Raw genomic sequence first — 15,987 nt, forward strand, 5'->3', positions numbered from 1 at the left:
ATTAGTGGTCTGAGTGCGGATAGTTGAATACGGGCAAAGCCAACCGAAAACGCAAGGCAACCAGACGTGCAATAAATCCTGCCAGCAGGGTAATAATCACCACCAGATTGTGTGGCAGTGTGAAATATTGCAGACCGATGTAGATCCAGGCCGATCCAAAAGAGATACCTGCGTAAATCTCTTTCTGAAACACCAACGGGATTTGATTGCACAACATGTCGCGTAAAACACCACCAAATACGCCGGTGATGACAGCGGAAACGGACGCGATAATAGCGCCATGCCCCATGTCGAGAGCAACCTGAGTACCAATAATTGAAAAGACCACCAAGCCTAAGGCATCAAGGACTAAGAACAGGCGGCGCAAATGGCGCATAAGCGGTGCCAGCAGAGTGGTCAGGATTGCGGCAGCGGCTACAATTACAATGTATTCGGGATGTTTTACCCAACCCAAAGGATAATGCCCCAGCAGCATGTCTCGCACCGAACCGCCGCCAATTGCCGTGGCCGAAGCGATAATGATCACGCCGAAGGTATCCATTTTACGACGCCCCGCCGCCAAAGCGCCGGTCATAGCTTCAGCAGTGATACCAATAATATAAAGAACGGTGAGCAACATAGACTTTCGCAGGTCTTAATAAGGAAGATTTATCTCTGTTTAGGATAATGAGATTTGTATTGCAGTACGACTGAATTTTTCTTCCACACCTCCATTCGGATTATAAAAAATAATGCATTTATCTTTTTTTCGCTTTTAATCTGGGGAATGAGATGAATGGTTTTATTTTTTCACATTAGAAATAATAGAAAATATCAAGATCACTTAATGCCGTTTGTGTTCACGGCGGTTCTTAATCTCACGCCTTCATCCATCACATTAACAATTTAAGCATGGTGAAAAGGTAACAGAAAGGTTACGATTATTAAAATTAATCACTCATCACAAAATCAATCCATTACGAAGTAAATCACTGACGTACACGCCTGGAGGAATGCATGAAACCTGATATTCCGGTTGCATTGACGCAGCGCGGACCAGCAGAACATGAACGGCGCGAACAGATCATAAATGCTGCTTTTGACCATTTCCGACACTACGGTTACGCCAAAACATCCGTCGCCGATCTGGCAAAGGCAATCGGTGTTTCCAGCGCATATATTTATAAGTTTTTTGAATCAAAACAGGCTATTGGCGAGGCAGTTTGTTCACAGCGCGTTGGCCAGATAGGCTTTGCCTTGCGTAAGATTGCCGATAGTAATGAGTCGGCGACATTACGCCTTCGCACTATCTTTAAGACGCTTATGAGCAAAAGTCTCGATCTGTTTTTCGAAGACCGTAAGCTGCATGACATTGCCGCCGCCGCTGCGGCACAGCGCTGGACCTCTGCGCAAAATCATCGTGCTGAGGTATACAGTATTATCCAGCAGGTCATCGTCGATGGGAGAGAATCAGGAGAGTTTGAGCGTAAAACGCCCCTGGATGAAGTCTGTCTGGCGATCACCAGCGCAATGACACCTTTTTCTCACCCGTTAATGCTCGAGCAAAAGACGCCGGAGCAGTTAGAAGAGCGCGTGGTAGCTATCACTTCTCTGGTATTACGCAGTCTATCGAATTAACGACCGGGACAATATTTTCAGGGTTACGGGTTTGCAAAATCGTAATTCATCACATACTGTCATCCGCTATGACATAACTTCCTGCTGTTGCTGACTCATTTTTCAGCGATTCAGCGCATTAAATGAACGTAGAGAACGAAAGAGGAACATTTTATGACTCATCGTCGAGTGGTTATTACCGGCATGGGGGCTGTGAGTCCTCTGGGCTGCGATATCGAAACTATCTGGAAACGTCTTCTGGCGGGCCAGTCGGGTATTCGTGTTTTGCCTGATGAAATCGTTGAAACCTTGTCGGTGAAAGTTGGCGGGCAAGTGTTAACCAAAGAGCAGGATCCTGAGTCAGGCTTTGAACCGGACCTGTTTGTCGTACCGAAAGACCAGAAAAAAATGGACCGTTTTATTCTGTTTGCCATGGCTGCTGCCGAGATGGCAATAACCAACGCTGGCTGGAAAGCAGAAACCGACGAGCAGCAGGAACGAACTGCAACCGTGATTGGTTCTGGTATTGGCGGCTTCCCGGCTATTGCCCATGCGGTGCGCACCAATGATAGCCGTGGACCTAAACGCTTGTCACCGTTCACTATTCCTTCATTTTTGGTGAATCTGGCTGCGGGCCAGGTTTCTATCAAGCATCATTTCAAAGGTCCAATTGGCGCACCGGTAACCGCTTGCGCCGCGGGTGTTCAGGCGATTGGCGATGCTGTGCGTTTGATTCGCAATGATGAGGCTGACGTGGCGTTGTGTGGTGGTGCAGAGGCGGCTATTGATACCGTGAGCCTGGGCGGGTTTGCAGCTGCCAAAGCCATGTCATCCGGCCATACAGATCATCCTGAAGAAGCCTCACGTCCTTTCGACAGTGCACGAGACGGCTTTGTCATGGGTGAAGGCGCAGGGATGTTGATTATTGAAGAGCTGGAACATGCTAAAGCGCGTGGCGCCACTATTCTGGCTGAAATAGTCGGTTACGGTACCAGCGGAGATGCTTACCATATGACCTCTGGTGCAGAGGATGGTAACGGTGCAGGCCGTGCAATGAAGATTGCCCTGCGTCAGGCTGGCTTGCAGCCCTCCGATATTCAGCATCTTAATGCTCATGCAACGTCTACACCGGTCGGTGATATGGGTGAAATCAATGCGATTAAAACATTGTTTGGCACCGATGGAAAACTGGCAGTGACGTCGACCAAATCGGCAACCGGCCATTTACTTGGCGCGGCAGGTGGTCTGGAAACCATTTTCACCATTCTGGCTATCCGCGACCAAATCGTGCCGCCAACGCTGAATCTGGAAAATAAAGATCCGGCCGCCGAAGGCCTGAACATTATCGGCAACACTGCGCAGCCTCATGCAATCACTTATGCGCTGTCTAACGGTTTCGGCTTTGGTGGCGTCAATGCCTGCGTACTGTTGAAACGCTGGGCAAACTGAGTCGAGTCTTTTCGGCGATAAACGTAAAAAAGCCCGCGATGATGAAAGCGGGCTTTTTATTGTTTTCAAGGAGCTAAAGTTACTCGATATTCTGAATCTGCTCACGCATTTGTTCAATCAGCACTTTCAACTCGATGGCTGACGTTGTGACATCAGAGTTGATCGACTTGGAGGCCAGGGTATTCGACTCACGGTTGAATTCCTGCATCATGAAATCCAGACGGCGGCCGACGGCCTCTTCTTTCTTCATGATTTTGTGCGTTTCTTTGACATGCGCTTCCAGGCGGTCCAGCTCTTCAGCCACGTCAACGCGCTGTGCCATCAGAACCAGCTCTTGTTCCAGTCGTGTATTTTCCAACTGAACCTGCGCATCTTCCAGTTTGCTGACCAGTCGTTCGCGCTGCCATTGCAGAATATTAGGCATTTGGGCACGGACTTTGACTACTTCGGCGCTGACGCCGTCGAGACGCTGTTCGATCATGACTTTCAGTGCAGCCCCTTCGCTTTCGCGGGCGGCGATGAAATCATCCAGCGCAGTTTCCAGTGCGAGCAGCAGTTCAGTGCTGATTGCATCGAGATCCTGTTCTTCCGCCAGCATTACGCCCGGCCAGCGCAGCACTTCCAGTGGATTAATTTCGCCTTCGTCGCTTTGCATTTTGACCCATTGAGCCGCCTGGACCAGCTGCTTCGCCAGCTTTTCATTCAATTGCAGAGCACTCTGCGCACCCGGATCGAGATCAAAACGCAGGTTACATTCGACTTTGCCGCGCGTCAGGCGGGCACGGATGCGTTCGCGCACGACCGGCTCCAGGCTGCGAAATTGCTCAGGCAGACGGATATAAGTTTCGAGATAACGTTGGTTTACTGAACGGAGTTCCCAGGCTGCGCTGCCCCAGTTACCCTTGATTTCGCGGCGGGCATAAGCGGTCATACTACGGATCATGTCTGCGTACCTGTTAATGTAAAGATGAAGCGATTATAGCTTCGCTGGGCGGGCCATGATAGGCATTACCTGATGAAGCCCGTATATACCCGTCATCATTCAAGCTGCCTCTGCGTTGGCTGCCTTCATTTACCCCAGTCATTCACTTGCCGCCTTGATGCAACTCAAATGATTTGAGGTATAATGCGCGGCCAAACATGAATCGCGACCCGGAGATCAACCCATGCGTCCAGCAGGCCGAAATGCACAACAGGTGCGCCCCCTGACACTGACCCGTAACTATACCAAACATGCTGAAGGCTCAGTTTTAGTGGAATTTGGTGATACCAAAGTGCTTTGTACCGCCACGGTAGAAGAGGGTGTTCCGCGCTTTCTGAAAGGTCAGGGTCAGGGGTGGATCACTGCCGAATACGGTATGTTGCCACGCTCAACCCATACCCGTAATTTCCGTGAAGCAGCTAAAGGTAAACAGGGGGGCCGTACTCTGGAGATCCAACGCCTGATCGCCCGCTCCCTGCGTGCTGCAGTTGATTTGAAAAAGCTTGGTGAATTCACCATCACGCTGGACTGTGACGTCTTGCAGGCCGATGGCGGCACTCGCACTGCCTCGATTTCCGGTGCCTGTGTGGCATTAGCCGATGCGCTGAACAAGCTGGTTACCGCAGGTAAGCTGAAAGCTAACCCGATGAAAGGTCTTGTGGCTGCGGTTTCTGTCGGCATTGTGAAGGGTGAAGCGTTATGTGACCTTGAGTATGTTGAAGACTCTGCCGCAGAAACCGACATGAACGTGGTGATGATGGAAGACGGTCGTATGATTGAAGTTCAGGGCACGGCGGAAGGCGAGCCGTTCAGCCATGAAGAGTTACTGAGTCTGTTGTCTCTGGCTCGAGAGGGAATCAACACTATCTTTGCAGCGCAGAAAGCGGCGCTGGCGGAGTAGTTTTTAAGGCGGCTGAAAAGTCGCCTTTTTTATGGCCAGCGTGCCGACGATATCAGATGAGAACAGTTTAGAGAGGAAGCACCCCATGAAGGCTTATCAGCGCCAGTTTATTGAGTTCGCATTGAACAAGCAGGTTTTGAAGTTTGGCGAGTTTACGTTGAAGTCTGGCCGCATCAGCCCTTACTTCTTCAATGCCGGTTTGTTCAATACCGGACGTGACCTGGCGTTATTGGGCCGTTTTTATGCCGAAGCTTTGATGGATTCTCAGATTGATTTCGATTTACTCTTCGGTCCGGCTTACAAAGGCATTCCTATTGCCACGACTACGGCGGTCGCGCTGGCAGAACATCACGATCGCGATGTGCCCTATTGCTTTAATCGTAAAGAAGCTAAAGAGCACGGTGAAGGAGGGTTGCTGGTAGGTAGCCCGTTGCAAGGCCGCGTGATGCTGGTAGATGATGTGATCACCGCCGGAACCGCCATTCGTGAATCCATGGAGATCATTGCTAAGCATCAGGCAACCCTGGCCGGCGTGATGATTTCTCTCGATCGTCAAGAACGTGGGCGTGCCGATATTTCAGCGATTCAGGAAGTTGAGCGAGATTATCATTGTAAGGTGATCTCAATTATTACCCTGGCCGACCTGATTACTTATCTGGAAGAGAAAACCGAAATGGCTGACCACCTGGCGTCAGTCCGCGCTTATCAGCAAAAATACGGTATCTGATGCGTCGTCTCTAAACCTGCAAGGAAGTCAGTATGAATCTGTCGTCGCATAAGAATAGTATTATGCCCTCCGGGGAGGCTGAGCATCTTTGCCGCTCTCTCTCAACGTTAGTGAATACGCCTCCTACCGAAGCCAGCAGGTTAACGCCGGCGACTTACCAGCAAATCCTCAATTATTGCGGCGTGCGGCCTGACATCTCAGGCTGGCGCAGATTCCTGATGCTGTCTCTCTCCTTGCTGGGATTGCTGGCCTTGGTCGCAGGCATGATATTTTTCATCGCCTGGAACTGGGCCGCGATGCCGAAGATGGTGAAATTTGCGCTGGCAGAATTATTGATGATTGCGCTGGCTGTGGTGGTTTGGTGGCGCTGGTATGACGTCATATCACGTGTGGCGCTTTTGGCATTGGGGCTGAGTTTTGGCGGACTGTTTGCATTGTACGGACAGATATACCAGACCGGCGCTGATAGCTGGGAGCTGTTTCGTGCGTGGACCTATGTCCTCCTTCCTTTGGCACTGATTGGTCGTCAAAATGCACTGTGGTTTTGCACCTGGGTCATCGCTAACCTTGCCTTCCAGCTTTATCATGCCAGCCGTGTGCTGTTTTTGTCTGATGATTCCCTGCTGATGTATTTGTCCTGGATGGGCGACATCACGCTGTACGTCTACTTCACTATTCAGGGACTTTTGCTGATCGTGCGCGAAGCGTTGGCTGAGCGTGCGGAGAAAAAAGAATCGCATAACTGGCTAGTGCGCCGCTGGTTACCACGCGCAATGGCAGCATATTTGCTGATGACGATGACACCTGCCGTCGCCGAAGCCGTTTCATACTGGGGCAGCCTTTATACCAGTAAAATAGTCATTCTTATCTGGGCGGTAGCGCTACTGGCCGGATACGCTTATTACCGTTATCGTCGCCCTGATTTATGCATGCTGACGCTGGGCGTGATCAGTGTAATGGTCGTAGGTTGCGTGGTGATCATGCAACTGTTTGACTTCTCATGGGACGTCGGGAGCCTGTTTGCCGCAGGATGTTTGATGGCGTTATGGCTGGCAGGCGGTGGTGCGTTGCTCTTGTACTGGCGGCGTCACCTATACCAGCGACAAGTTGCGGAGATTGCTCACGGCGAAGTTGACGACTTGCTGCATGAACTTCATCAGCATCATCTCCTCAACGATGAACAGGTAGCAGACATTAGACAGCGCGATCACTCTGATGACTTGCCGTGGTATTTACGAGCTGTACTGGCTGCGGGTGGCTGGGCAGCGGCACTGATTATTCTTTTGCTGCTGGCGCTTATTTTTTATATCACTGATTCACTTGATACTCTGAATGGCATCACACTGATCATCCCTTCATTATTAATCGCGGGTCTGGCTACTGTCCTTTTACGGGCGCAGGGGATCGGCAAACAGCATATTGGTCTCGCCTGGGCCATCGCCGCCACTTGCGGATTATGCCTGGGTGTCTATTTACTGATTGACCCGGAATGGGATGGCAATTTCATACTCGGTTGGTTCTCAATCCTGCCTGTACTGGTTTTTATGGCGCTTTGCATGCCAAACCGCATGTATCGTTTTATGGCAGTTACTGCGTTTATCGTTTCTCTGGTGTTATCCACAGGTTATAGCGCCAGTTTATATATGCCGCCACGGCTTGCTATCAGCATACTATCGCTGCTGATAGCCTGTGTTGTGATGCTCTGGTTATGGATTATTAATAGAGCAAACCGGGAGAGAGTGGCTTCCCTGATGTACGGTATCCCTGCCGCATTGATGCTGCTATGCCTCGCCAGTGTGCATTCTAATTTCATTGATGATTTGTTCTGGGATTTCTCGTTCGCAGCTTACCTGCCTGCTGTTTTGGGCTTTGGTATAGCCGAAGGTTTAGCGCTGAGCGGCCTGGTTCAGGCTTGTGTCTTCCGGTCACCGATGACGGTGGTTTATCTGCCAGCGGCCATTATTTGCGCAGCTATTGCTGTTTTTGCGCCGGGCCTTGGTTTGGGGCTGGCACTCTTGCTGGTAGCTCGTTATCTGGGAAGTAAAGGATGGCTGGTGGTATCTGGCTGTTTCCTGATGCTCTATCTGAGTGAGTGGTACTACTTACTCAGCATCACTCTTTTGCAAAAATCGCTGCTGCTGCTGGTAACCGGCGTAGTTCTTCTGGGGCTTGCCATCGCCGCGAAAAAATTACTGCCAGCTGGCACGGGAGTGGCTTATGAAAACTAAAAATTTGATGAAGTGGTTAGTCGGTGGCGTCGTGCTGTTAGCGCTGTTTGCGACCAACGCATCGATTTATAAAAAAGAACAATTATTGAAGCACGGCGTAGTGGTGGTGCTGAAGCTGGCACCCGTCGATCCGCGCTCGCTGATGCAGGGGGATTATATGGCGCTGAGCTATGCGATTACCCAGCCACTTCAACAGCAACTGTATGAGCAAAGCAGTGCTTGCCGTGATTCCGGCGTGCGATGTTTGCCTGTCAGCGGGAAAATTGTTGTGGCGTTGGATGCACAGCATCGCGCAGTGAGTGCGGAATTCGACCAGGGACAGACATTGCGTCCACAGGACGTTTTGATGAAATACCACCGCTACTCCAACTTACTCAATGTTGGTACGAGAAGCTATTTCTTTCAGGAAGGGCATGCAGAACGTTTTGCTAATGCGCGCTATGGTGAATTTCGCGTTGACCATGATGGTACCGCTTTACTCACTTCTCTTCTTGATGCAAAAGGTGAACGCATTCTGCCCTGAGCAGACAAAAGAAAAGGGCCGGAAGGCCCTTTTTCGCACAGTGCATCGATTTACTGCAATTGAGCGGCTATTAGCGGCCAACGGGTATCAAAATCCTGCGTTGGACGATATTTAAATTCCGAACGTACAAAACGCGACAACATTCCTTCGCAGTAAGCCAATAACTGGCTCGCCAGCAAGCTTTCATCCGAGCTATAGCCGCTGCCTTCGCGCATTTTCTTCTCGCGAAGCACTTGTTTCAGCTGTACCTCGATGCGTTCAAACAACTGATTGATGCGCCCCTGCAGGCGGTCTTGTTCAAACATTAATGCATGGCCGGTCATGATTCGTGTCAGGCCAGGATTGCGTTCCGCAAAACCAAGAATCAGCAGCAAGATCAAACGAAGTCTGTTCAGCGTATCCTTCTCATCCTGCAAAATCAGGTTGATTCGGGTGATCAAACTGTCCTCGATAAACTCAATCAGGCTATCGAACATACGTGTTTTACTGGGAAAATGACGATAAAGTGCAGCTTCAGATACCCCAACATTGGCGGCAAGCTTTGCCGTAGTGATCCTCTGGCTGCCATCGCTGGACTGGAGCATTTGCGCTAACGCCTGCAAAATCTCCTCACGCCGGTTCCTTTTGGTAGTTTCTTTTTCTGCCATGTCTGAATAGACCCTTGCTAAAAACGTCTTAAAACATAAGAGACCACACGCTTGCCGCATGAATCATAGAGATCCTGCGGCTTATTGGTTCAATACCTTTCAATTATTTTGGGTATTACAATGCGGTCTGGTAGTGATAAGGATCTGTTCAATATCGTGCGCAACGCGCTGCTGAACAGGTTCTTATTGGCGCCCTGAATGGCCAAAGCCACCTTCGCCACGTTCGCTGCTTTCGAAGTCTTCGACCAGATTGAACTCGGCCTGAATGACAGGCACGAAGACCATTTGGGCAATACGTTCACCCGGCTCAATGATGAAGGTTGTCTGACTACGGTTCCAGACGGAAACCATCAGTTGGCCCTGATAATCCGAGTCAATCAGACCAACCAGATTACCTAAGACTACACCATGTTTATGACCGAGACCCGAGCGAGGCAAAATAACTGCTGCCAGATTAGCATCATCGATATGAATAGCCAGACCCGTCGGTAATAGGGTGGTTTCACCAGGTTTTAATTCAACAGCCGCATCAAGACAGGCCCGTAAATCAAGCCCCGCAGAACCCGGTGTAGCGTAAGCTGGTAATGGAAAAGTCGAACCGATACGCGGATCGAGAATTTTAATGTCTATGGTTTTCATCGTGACAGTTTTCATCATAACGGCTGACTATCTCATCGAGTAAACGTTGGCCAAGGAGGGTTTTATCACTAAGGGGTAAAACAGCTTCTCCGTCCTGCCAAAAGAGCTGCAAAGCATTGGTATCACCGTTGAAACCATGCCCTGCAATGGAAACGTCATTGGCGCAAATCAGGTCCAGATTTTTACGAACCCGCTTTTGCCGTGCATATTCTTCCACATTCTGGGTTTCTGCGGCAAATCCAACAACGTACGGACGGTGGTTTTTCATTGCACCGACGCTGGCGACAATGTCGGGGTTCTTCACCAATTTCAGTGTGATTTCATCGCCTTGCTTTTTGATTTTCTCATCGGCGATGACCTCAGCACGATAATCAGCAACCGCAGCACAGGAGATAAAAATGTGCTGAGACGTGATGCTGGTTTGCACCTCGCGTTGCATATCGAGTGCACTTTCCACATCTACCCGAGTGACGTTGGCAGGCGTTTGCTGTGTTACCGGCCCTGCAATCAGCGTAACGTGAGCGCCCCGAGCAGCGGCGGCTTTGGCGACAGCAAACCCCATCTTCCCTGAACTGTGGTTGGTGATGAATCTTACCGGATCCAGTGCCTCACGGGTTGGACCCGCGGTGATCATGATATTCAGGTGGGTCAGATCCCGGCGCGCGGAAAAATGTTCATTCGCCATTTCGACAATCACTAAAGGATCAAGCATCCGGCCCGGCCCGACGTCGCCACAGGCCTGGCTGCCGCTATCGGGGCCCCATAGCAGCGTGCCGCGCTGGGCCAGGCGGTGCAGGTTCTCCTGCGTAGCAGCAGCCCGGTACATTTGTTGGTTCATGGCAGGAACGACGGCAATGGGAGCTGCGGTTGCCAGACAGACAGTGGTCAGCAGGTCATTGGCCATACCCGCAGCCATGCGGGCAAGTAAATCCGCTGTTGCTGGCGCAATAAGAACCAGATCGGCCCATTTGCCTAGTTCAATGTGCCCCATGGCCGCTTCGGCTGCAGGGTCGAGCAGGTCATCGGACACCGGATACCCAGACACCGCCTGCAAGCTGAGCGGTGTGATAAACGATTTCGCTGCCGCTGTCATGACCACACGCACTTCAGCGCCTCTGTCGCGCAAACGGCGTACCAATTCAGGTGCTTTATAAGCAGCGATACCACCGCTAACACCGAGCACAATATGTTTGCCGTAGATCCCCGTCATCATGATTGTCCGATTCCAAGCAGAAAGAAGCGACATTTTAGCATAACGCCGATTGATGACAGCATCTGGTGCCGTCCTATGGCGAATAATTAATTATTTGCGCGATGCCTCGCAAGGTTGAAAACGCAGTAAATGCAGATACAGGAGGGTGTGGCAGTATGTTGCCGCAACAAGGAGCGTGCATGAAAAAGAATAGGGATATCTGGCAAGGAGAACTTGCGCCAAGAGAGAAATTACTGAAATTGGGTGCCGGAGCATTATCAGACATCGAGTTGCTAGCCATTTTCTTGCGCACGGGAGGAAGAGGTCTAAATGTGATTAAACTGGCTGAAAGTATGATTGAGCACTTTGGCTCATTGCACCATCTTATGTTGGCTGAGTTCGAAGAGGTAAATGCCATTAAAGGTCTTGGCTTGGTCAAGTATGTGCAGTTATCTGCCGTGTCAGAGTTATCACGACGTTGCCATGCCAGCCATCTTTCCAGTGAAAGTGCGCTGCTAAACCCGGCAATAATCCAACAATACTTACAAAATATTCTCGCTTATCGCGAAAGAGAGGTGTTTTTGGTACTTTTTCTCGACAATCAACATCGCGTTATTCGCCATGAGGAGATGTTTGCTGGTACCATTAGCAGCGTAGAAATTCATCCTCGCGAAATTGTTCGCGAGGCGCTAAAGGTTAATGCGGCAGCTATCATTCTGGCGCATAATCACCCGTCCGGCGTAGCTGAACCCAGCGCAATGGACATTCGGGTGACCGAGCAGATAATAAAAGCCTGCCAACTGTTGGGTATTCGTGTGCTTGACCATTTAGTCATAGGCCACGGAGAAACGGTCTCTTTTGCCGAGCGCGGTTGGATTTAGACTTCTTTTTTGAAGATCCTTAAGGATCTTTAGTTGTTCGGGACTTGAGCACTTACGCTACAGAGCGTATACTACGCCACCTTTGAGAATCTTGGGTTTGGCGTTAAGAGCCTATCTCAGCAGGTTTCATACCTGATGATTTGGTTTTTTACCCGACGACAGTGAGTCGGTTCTCAGTGGAGTTTGCTGAGATGGGCTCTAAAAGCCTGACGAGGCGGCCATACCCTATACGAAGCTCGAGCTGATTTGATTTTTGGAGATATAGACATGTCCCGAGTCTGCCAAGTTACTGGCAAGCGCCCGGTGAGCGGTAACAACCGTTCCCACGCAATGAACGCGACCAAACGCCGTTTTCTGCCAAACCTGCACTCACACCGTTTTTGGGTTGAGGCTGAGAAGCGCTTTGTAACTCTGCGCGTATCTGCTAAAGGTATGCGTGTTATTGATAAGAAGGGTATTGAGACGGTCTTGGCCGATCTGCGTACCCGCGGTGAGAAGTATTAAGGAACTGAATCATGGCTAAAGGTGTTCGCGAGAAGATCAAGCTGGTTTCTTCTGCTGGTACTGGTCACTTCTATACCACTACGAAGAACAAGCGCACTAAGCCGGAAAAATTGGAACTGAAGAAATTCGATCCAGTTGTCCGTCAACATGTGATCTATAAAGAAGCTAAAATTAAATAGTTTTAGTGGATTAATAAAACCCGGCTCCGGCCGGGTTTTTTATTGCCTGATTTCTGAGTATCCGTATTCTCGGGTACTGTAGCGGCTTCGCGCTTTGCGTCTTTCTTGATTTTCTTTAGGAGAAATTATGCCTGAATTGCCTGAGGTGGAAACCAGCCGAAGAGGTATCGAGCCTTACCTTGCAGGACATACCATTGTTCATGCCATCGTGCGTAATTCCCGTTTGCGCTGGCCGGTTTCACCAGAAATCCTTGCCCTGAGCGACCAGCCGGTGATTAGCGTTCAGCGTCGGGCAAAGTATCTGCTGGTGGAATTGCACACCGGATGGATCATCATTCATCTCGGGATGTCAGGCAGTTTGCGGATGCTGCGTGAAGAGACCGAAGCAGGAAAACATGATCACGTCGATTTAGTTATGGAAAGCGGCTATGTGCTGCGTTATACCGATCCACGTCGTTTTGGCGCGTGGCTGTGGTGTGAGAATTTAGCGGCAAGCAGCGTGCTGGCACATCTTGGTCCAGAACCGCTGAGTGAAGATTTTTCTGCCGATTATTTGTTTGAGAAATCGCGCAACAAGAAATCGCCGGTCAAACCCTGGTTGATGGACAACAAAGTTGTGGTGGGTGTGGGGAATATCTACGCCAGTGAATCACTGTTTGTTGCCGGTATATCTCCCGCAAGACCCGTCAATCAACTGACACACCACGAAATGTCACTGTTGGTAGCTACCATTAAAGCCGTGCTCTTGCGCTCGATAGAACAGGGAGGTACCACGCTGCGTGATTTCCTTCAGTCTGATGGTAAGCCGGGTTACTTTGCGCAGGAGTTACAGGTTTATGGTCGTGCCGGAGAACCTTGTCGGGCTTGCGGAACGCCGATCTTGAGTCAAAAACAAGCTCAGCGGACCACCTTCTTCTGCCCTAAATGCCAGAGGTGAGTATGCGCAACGCTAGTCTCCAGCTATTTTTTTAAGTAATGCCTGAGTGATATTGTCTGGAAGGAAGGGTTTGATATCACCGCCGTGACGAGCTACTTCCTTCACCAGAGACGAAGAGATAAATGACCACTCTTTTGACGGCATCATGAACACGCTTTCCAGCGTCGGCATCAAATGTCGGTTCATATTAGCCAGTTGCATCTCATATTCGAAATCCGATACTGCCCGTAATCCTCTCACCAAAACTGTAGCATTGTTGTTTTTGGCAAAGGTGGCCATGAGGTCACTAAAGCCAATGACTTCAACGTTGCTAAGATGCGAGATGGCGACGGTGGCAAGTGCAACACGTTCGTCCAGTGAGAACAGCGGTTTTTTACTTGGGCTGGCGGCGACCGCCAGAATCACGTGATCAAACATCAGCGCTGCGCGGGTGACCAAATCCAAATGACCATTAGTCATGGGGTCGAAGGTGCCAGGATAAATCGCTTTAGTGCTCATTATTGCTCACTTCTGCAGTTGATGGCTCAGAGCCCACAGGGCGGCATATTTGTTAAAGGTATATTGTGCGTTGACCCCAGCAAGAATCAAACCTTGTTTCCCATCGAGAAAACCTGTCCGAAGTATCCACGTTTTGAAAAAAGCGCCAAGAGTATGGCTGATAATGGAGAAGAAGCTGCAACGGCGACCTTGCTGATGGCGCTGCTTTGCCCAGGCTTCGGCGTAATTAAGCTGTTTACGCTGGAAATCGAATAAGTTACAACAGGTTAGATGCAGCAGATCGCCTTTAAGCGGCACGATTTCAGCGGTGCCAATAGACAGTGACTCATGAACCAGATCGTCGTTATAGCGGAAATGTGTCGCATTGTATAAACGGTTTACACGATCAGGATACCAGCCGCTGTGGCGCATAAAACGGCCAAGGAACAGATTAAGCCGGCCCAGACTATAGACCCGGTTCTTATCTGCATTTTGCAATACTGATTCGATGGATTGCCGCAGTTCAGGTGAGACACGTTCGTCGGCATCGATCATCAAAATCACATCACCAGTGGCATAACGCTGAGCCAGTTGGCGCTGTTTACCAAAACCTTGCCAGTTGGTATTTTGATAGAATTTCGCGCCGAAGCGCCGCGAGATCTCTTCTGTTGCATCGGTGCTGCCGGAATCAAGTACGATAATCTCATCTGCCCAAGAGATCGAGCTTAGACAATCAGTCAGTAGCTCTGCTTCATTGCGCACGATGAGCACGACTGAAAGACGTTTTTTATCAGTCATTATTGGCTCCGTTGCGGCAGATAAGGCTCCAGCAAATGCAGAAGGCGCTGCAATGCACCTTGATTCTGGCGCAGAACTTCAACGGCATGGCGGCCATAATAGAGTCGGTAATCTTCGTCAGTCAGCAAAGTGGAAATTTCTTTCACCAGCGACATGGTATCCGTGACGGTGATCAGGCCATCGGCCTGCGCAAGTTTGGCACAAATATCTTTGAAGTTAATGGTATGCGGGCCCATCAGCACGGGAATAGCATGAGCAGCGGCTTCAAGTGGATTATGCCCACCGCGTTCAACCAAGCTTCCACCAACAAATGCCAGATCGGCAATGCCATACAGCAGCATTAGCTCACCCATCGTGTCGCCGATAACCACCTGCGTTGCGGCAGAAGGGACTTCACCCGTGCTTCGTTGAATAAAGGTAAGGCCGGCTTTTTGTGTTAACTCACGCGCAACAGAGAAGCGTTCCGGATGACGTGGCACCAGAATCAGCAGTAAATTAGGATGGGTTCTTAGCAACATTTTATGCGCATCGAGAAGCAATGTCTCTTCACCATCGTGCGTGCTGGTTGCAATCCATACCTGGCGACGCGACGCCCACTGGCTACGCAGTGCAATGGCTTTTGCTGCCAGCTCCGGCGTGACGGATATATCAAATTTCAAACTGCCGGTGATCGCCAGTTGATTGCGTTTAAGGCCTAGCGCAATGAAGCGAGCGCCATCTTCTTCATTCTGAGCGGCGATCAAGGTGATGCGTTGCAAAATTTTACGAATGAACTCACCAAGCTTTTTATACCCTTTGGCTGAACGTTCAGACAGGCGTGCGTTGGCAATCACTAAAGGAATTTTACGGTTATGTAATGCGCTTATCAGGTTAGGCCAAAGCTCGGTTTCCATAATAATAACCAGCTTAGGGTTAACTTGATCGAGAAAGCGGTTGACCGAGCCGACCAAGTCATAAGGCAGATAGACATGGTGTACGTCTTTGCCGAAGGCTGACTGCACACGTTCGGATCCCGTGGGGGTCATGGTCGTTACGGTGATGGGTAAATAAGGGTAGCGATGGCGAAGTGCTCGAACCAGCGGAATTGCCGCCAATGTTTCGCCAACCGAAACGGAGTGCAGCATGATACCGCCCGGAACGACCTTGCCTTTACAGAAGCCATAACGCTCAGCCCAGCGTTTACGATAGGCAGGAGATTTTCGGCTACGTAAAAGTAAACGGATCCAGATGAGAGGCTGAATAAGGTAAACTAATACCTGATATAAACGCAGTAACATGCTTTAAAATTCATTTATATGGGGTATCAGGAATAGTATCATAACTGCGG

Annotated in this window: 18 protein-coding genes; 10 read left to right on the forward strand and 8 right to left on the reverse strand. The window is 50.0% G+C overall.

Annotation, left to right across the window (positions count from 1 at the left end):
- Window position 1 precedes the first annotated feature (1 nt).
- On the reverse strand, window positions 2-619 hold the full coding sequence (locus ACMV8I_RS17655; RefSeq protein WP_498866507.1) for a trimeric intracellular cation channel family protein: 618 nt from the start codon (window positions 617-619) through the stop codon (window positions 2-4).
- 377 nt (window positions 620-996) lie between these two features.
- Here ACMV8I_RS17655 and ACMV8I_RS17660 point away from each other — a divergent pair, with 377 nt between their 5' ends.
- Both ACMV8I_RS17660 and fabF read left to right on the forward strand, forming a co-directional pair.
- Complete coding sequence (locus ACMV8I_RS17660) at window positions 997-1,617, forward strand: TetR/AcrR family transcriptional regulator (RefSeq protein ID WP_498866508.1); 621 nt, start codon at window positions 997-999, stop codon at window positions 1,615-1,617.
- 153 nt (window positions 1,618-1,770) lie between these two features.
- Complete coding sequence (gene fabF / locus ACMV8I_RS17665; RefSeq protein WP_498866509.1) at window positions 1,771-3,045, forward strand: beta-ketoacyl-ACP synthase II; 1,275 nt, start codon at window positions 1,771-1,773, stop codon at window positions 3,043-3,045.
- Window positions 3,046-3,124: 79 nt separating this feature from the next.
- Here the strand turns inward: fabF and ACMV8I_RS17670 are convergent, their stop codons facing one another.
- Entirely contained in the window at window positions 3,125-3,988 is an 864-nt protein-coding gene (locus ACMV8I_RS17670; protein ID WP_498866510.1) for a YicC/YloC family endoribonuclease, read from the reverse strand.
- A 223-nt stretch (window positions 3,989-4,211) separates the two neighbouring features.
- On the opposite strand from ACMV8I_RS17670, the gene rph reads away from it, so the two are divergent.
- The 4 genes from rph to ACMV8I_RS17690 all read left to right on the forward strand — a co-directional run bounded on the left by rph (window position 4,212) and on the right by ACMV8I_RS17690 (window position 8,406).
- Entirely contained in the window at window positions 4,212-4,928 is a 717-nt protein-coding gene (rph, locus tag ACMV8I_RS17675; RefSeq protein WP_498866511.1) for a ribonuclease PH, read from the forward strand.
- 85 nt (window positions 4,929-5,013) lie between these two features.
- Entirely contained in the window at window positions 5,014-5,655 is a 642-nt protein-coding gene (gene pyrE / locus ACMV8I_RS17680) for an orotate phosphoribosyltransferase (RefSeq protein ID WP_498866512.1), read from the forward strand.
- A 32-nt stretch (window positions 5,656-5,687) separates the two neighbouring features.
- Complete coding sequence (locus ACMV8I_RS17685; RefSeq protein ID WP_498866513.1) at window positions 5,688-7,883, forward strand: DUF4401 domain-containing protein; 2,196 nt, start codon at window positions 5,688-5,690, stop codon at window positions 7,881-7,883.
- Window positions 7,873-8,406, forward strand: a complete 534-nt coding sequence (locus ACMV8I_RS17690; protein ID WP_498866514.1) for a GDYXXLXY domain-containing protein — start codon at window positions 7,873-7,875, stop codon at window positions 8,404-8,406. The genes ACMV8I_RS17685 and ACMV8I_RS17690 overlap by 11 nt, the downstream gene beginning before the upstream one ends.
- A gap of 50 nt (window positions 8,407-8,456) precedes the next feature.
- Here the strand turns inward: ACMV8I_RS17690 and slmA are convergent, their stop codons facing one another.
- The 3 genes from slmA to coaBC form a co-directional block, all read right to left on the reverse strand.
- Window positions 8,457-9,053: a nucleoid occlusion factor SlmA gene (gene slmA / locus ACMV8I_RS17695; protein ID WP_498866515.1), complete on the reverse strand. Its 597-nt coding sequence runs from the start codon at window positions 9,051-9,053 to the stop codon at window positions 8,457-8,459.
- Between the two features lie 183 nt (window positions 9,054-9,236).
- Window positions 9,237-9,692 (reverse strand): dUTP diphosphatase, encoded by a 456-nt coding sequence (gene dut, locus ACMV8I_RS17700; RefSeq protein ID WP_498866516.1) that lies wholly within the window; start codon window positions 9,690-9,692, stop codon window positions 9,237-9,239.
- Complete coding sequence (gene coaBC / locus ACMV8I_RS17705; protein ID WP_498866517.1) at window positions 9,673-10,905, reverse strand: bifunctional phosphopantothenoylcysteine decarboxylase/phosphopantothenate--cysteine ligase CoaBC; 1,233 nt, start codon at window positions 10,903-10,905, stop codon at window positions 9,673-9,675. The genes dut and coaBC overlap by 20 nt, the downstream gene beginning before the upstream one ends.
- Before the next feature lie 179 nt (window positions 10,906-11,084).
- Here coaBC and radC point away from each other — a divergent pair, with 179 nt between their 5' ends.
- The 4 genes from radC to mutM all read left to right on the forward strand — a co-directional run bounded on the left by radC (window position 11,085) and on the right by mutM (window position 13,385).
- Window positions 11,085-11,765 carry a RadC family protein gene (gene radC, locus ACMV8I_RS17710; RefSeq protein ID WP_498866518.1) on the forward strand — a complete coding sequence of 227 codons (681 nt, stop codon included), beginning with the start codon at window positions 11,085-11,087 and terminating at the stop codon, window positions 11,763-11,765.
- A 267-nt stretch (window positions 11,766-12,032) separates the two neighbouring features.
- A complete protein-coding gene (gene rpmB, locus ACMV8I_RS17715; protein ID WP_004953342.1) occupies window positions 12,033-12,269 on the forward strand; it encodes a 50S ribosomal protein L28 in 237 nt (78 codons plus the stop codon).
- 11 nt (window positions 12,270-12,280) lie between these two features.
- Entirely contained in the window at window positions 12,281-12,448 is a 168-nt protein-coding gene (rpmG, locus tag ACMV8I_RS17720; protein ID WP_004392084.1) for a 50S ribosomal protein L33, read from the forward strand.
- Between the two features lie 127 nt (window positions 12,449-12,575).
- A complete protein-coding gene (mutM, locus tag ACMV8I_RS17725) occupies window positions 12,576-13,385 on the forward strand; it encodes a bifunctional DNA-formamidopyrimidine glycosylase/DNA-(apurinic or apyrimidinic site) lyase (protein ID WP_498866519.1) in 810 nt (269 codons plus the stop codon).
- Window positions 13,386-13,397: 12 nt separating this feature from the next.
- Here mutM and coaD read toward each other — a convergent pair whose 3' ends face one another.
- Genes coaD through waaA form a run of 3 tightly spaced genes read right to left on the reverse strand, consistent with a single transcriptional unit; the run spans window position 13,398 to window position 15,937 of the window.
- Window positions 13,398-13,883, reverse strand: a complete 486-nt coding sequence (coaD, locus tag ACMV8I_RS17730) for a pantetheine-phosphate adenylyltransferase (protein WP_498866520.1) — start codon at window positions 13,881-13,883, stop codon at window positions 13,398-13,400.
- Window positions 13,884-13,889: 6 nt separating this feature from the next.
- A complete protein-coding gene (locus tag ACMV8I_RS17735; protein ID WP_498866521.1) occupies window positions 13,890-14,660 on the reverse strand; it encodes a glycosyltransferase family 2 protein in 771 nt (256 codons plus the stop codon).
- Window positions 14,660-15,937 carry a lipid IV(A) 3-deoxy-D-manno-octulosonic acid transferase gene (gene waaA, locus ACMV8I_RS17740; protein ID WP_498866522.1) on the reverse strand — a complete coding sequence of 426 codons (1,278 nt, stop codon included), beginning with the start codon at window positions 15,935-15,937 and terminating at the stop codon, window positions 14,660-14,662. Before waaA ends, ACMV8I_RS17735 begins: the two co-directional genes overlap by 1 nt.
- Window positions 15,938-15,987: the final 50 nt, after the last annotated feature.

The sequence above is a fragment of the Ewingella sp. S1.OA.A_B6 genome, assembly GCF_049889095.1.
GTDB lineage: Bacteria > Pseudomonadota > Gammaproteobacteria > Enterobacterales > Enterobacteriaceae > Ewingella.

Coding starts and splice junctions, on each gene's coding strand:
- waaA (WP_498866522.1), bottom strand. CDS start 15,937: ATGTTACTGCGTTTATATCAGGTATTAGTTTACCTTATTCAGCCTCTC.
- rph (WP_498866511.1), top strand. CDS start 4,212: ATGCGTCCAGCAGGCCGAAATGCACAACAGGTGCGCCCCCTGACACTG.
- rpmB (WP_004953342.1), top strand. CDS start 12,033: ATGTCCCGAGTCTGCCAAGTTACTGGCAAGCGCCCGGTGAGCGGTAAC.
- pyrE (WP_498866512.1), top strand. CDS start 5,014: ATGAAGGCTTATCAGCGCCAGTTTATTGAGTTCGCATTGAACAAGCAG.
- ACMV8I_RS17655 (WP_498866507.1), bottom strand. CDS start 619: ATGTTGCTCACCGTTCTTTATATTATTGGTATCACTGCTGAAGCTATG.
- ACMV8I_RS17660 (WP_498866508.1), top strand. CDS start 997: ATGAAACCTGATATTCCGGTTGCATTGACGCAGCGCGGACCAGCAGAA.
- fabF (WP_498866509.1), top strand. CDS start 1,771: ATGACTCATCGTCGAGTGGTTATTACCGGCATGGGGGCTGTGAGTCCT.
- slmA (WP_498866515.1), bottom strand. CDS start 9,053: ATGGCAGAAAAAGAAACTACCAAAAGGAACCGGCGTGAGGAGATTTTG.
- coaBC (WP_498866517.1), bottom strand. CDS start 10,905: ATGATGACGGGGATCTACGGCAAACATATTGTGCTCGGTGTTAGCGGT.
- ACMV8I_RS17670 (WP_498866510.1), bottom strand. CDS start 3,988: ATGATCCGTAGTATGACCGCTTATGCCCGCCGCGAAATCAAGGGTAAC.
- radC (WP_498866518.1), top strand. CDS start 11,085: ATGAAAAAGAATAGGGATATCTGGCAAGGAGAACTTGCGCCAAGAGAG.
- ACMV8I_RS17735 (WP_498866521.1), bottom strand. CDS start 14,660: ATGACTGATAAAAAACGTCTTTCAGTCGTGCTCATCGTGCGCAATGAA.
- ACMV8I_RS17685 (WP_498866513.1), top strand. CDS start 5,688: ATGAATCTGTCGTCGCATAAGAATAGTATTATGCCCTCCGGGGAGGCT.
- mutM (WP_498866519.1), top strand. CDS start 12,576: ATGCCTGAATTGCCTGAGGTGGAAACCAGCCGAAGAGGTATCGAGCCT.
- dut (WP_498866516.1), bottom strand. CDS start 9,692: ATGAAAACCATAGACATTAAAATTCTCGATCCGCGTATCGGTTCGACT.
- ACMV8I_RS17690 (WP_498866514.1), top strand. CDS start 7,873: ATGAAAACTAAAAATTTGATGAAGTGGTTAGTCGGTGGCGTCGTGCTG.
- rpmG (WP_004392084.1), top strand. CDS start 12,281: ATGGCTAAAGGTGTTCGCGAGAAGATCAAGCTGGTTTCTTCTGCTGGT.
- coaD (WP_498866520.1), bottom strand. CDS start 13,883: ATGAGCACTAAAGCGATTTATCCTGGCACCTTCGACCCCATGACTAAT.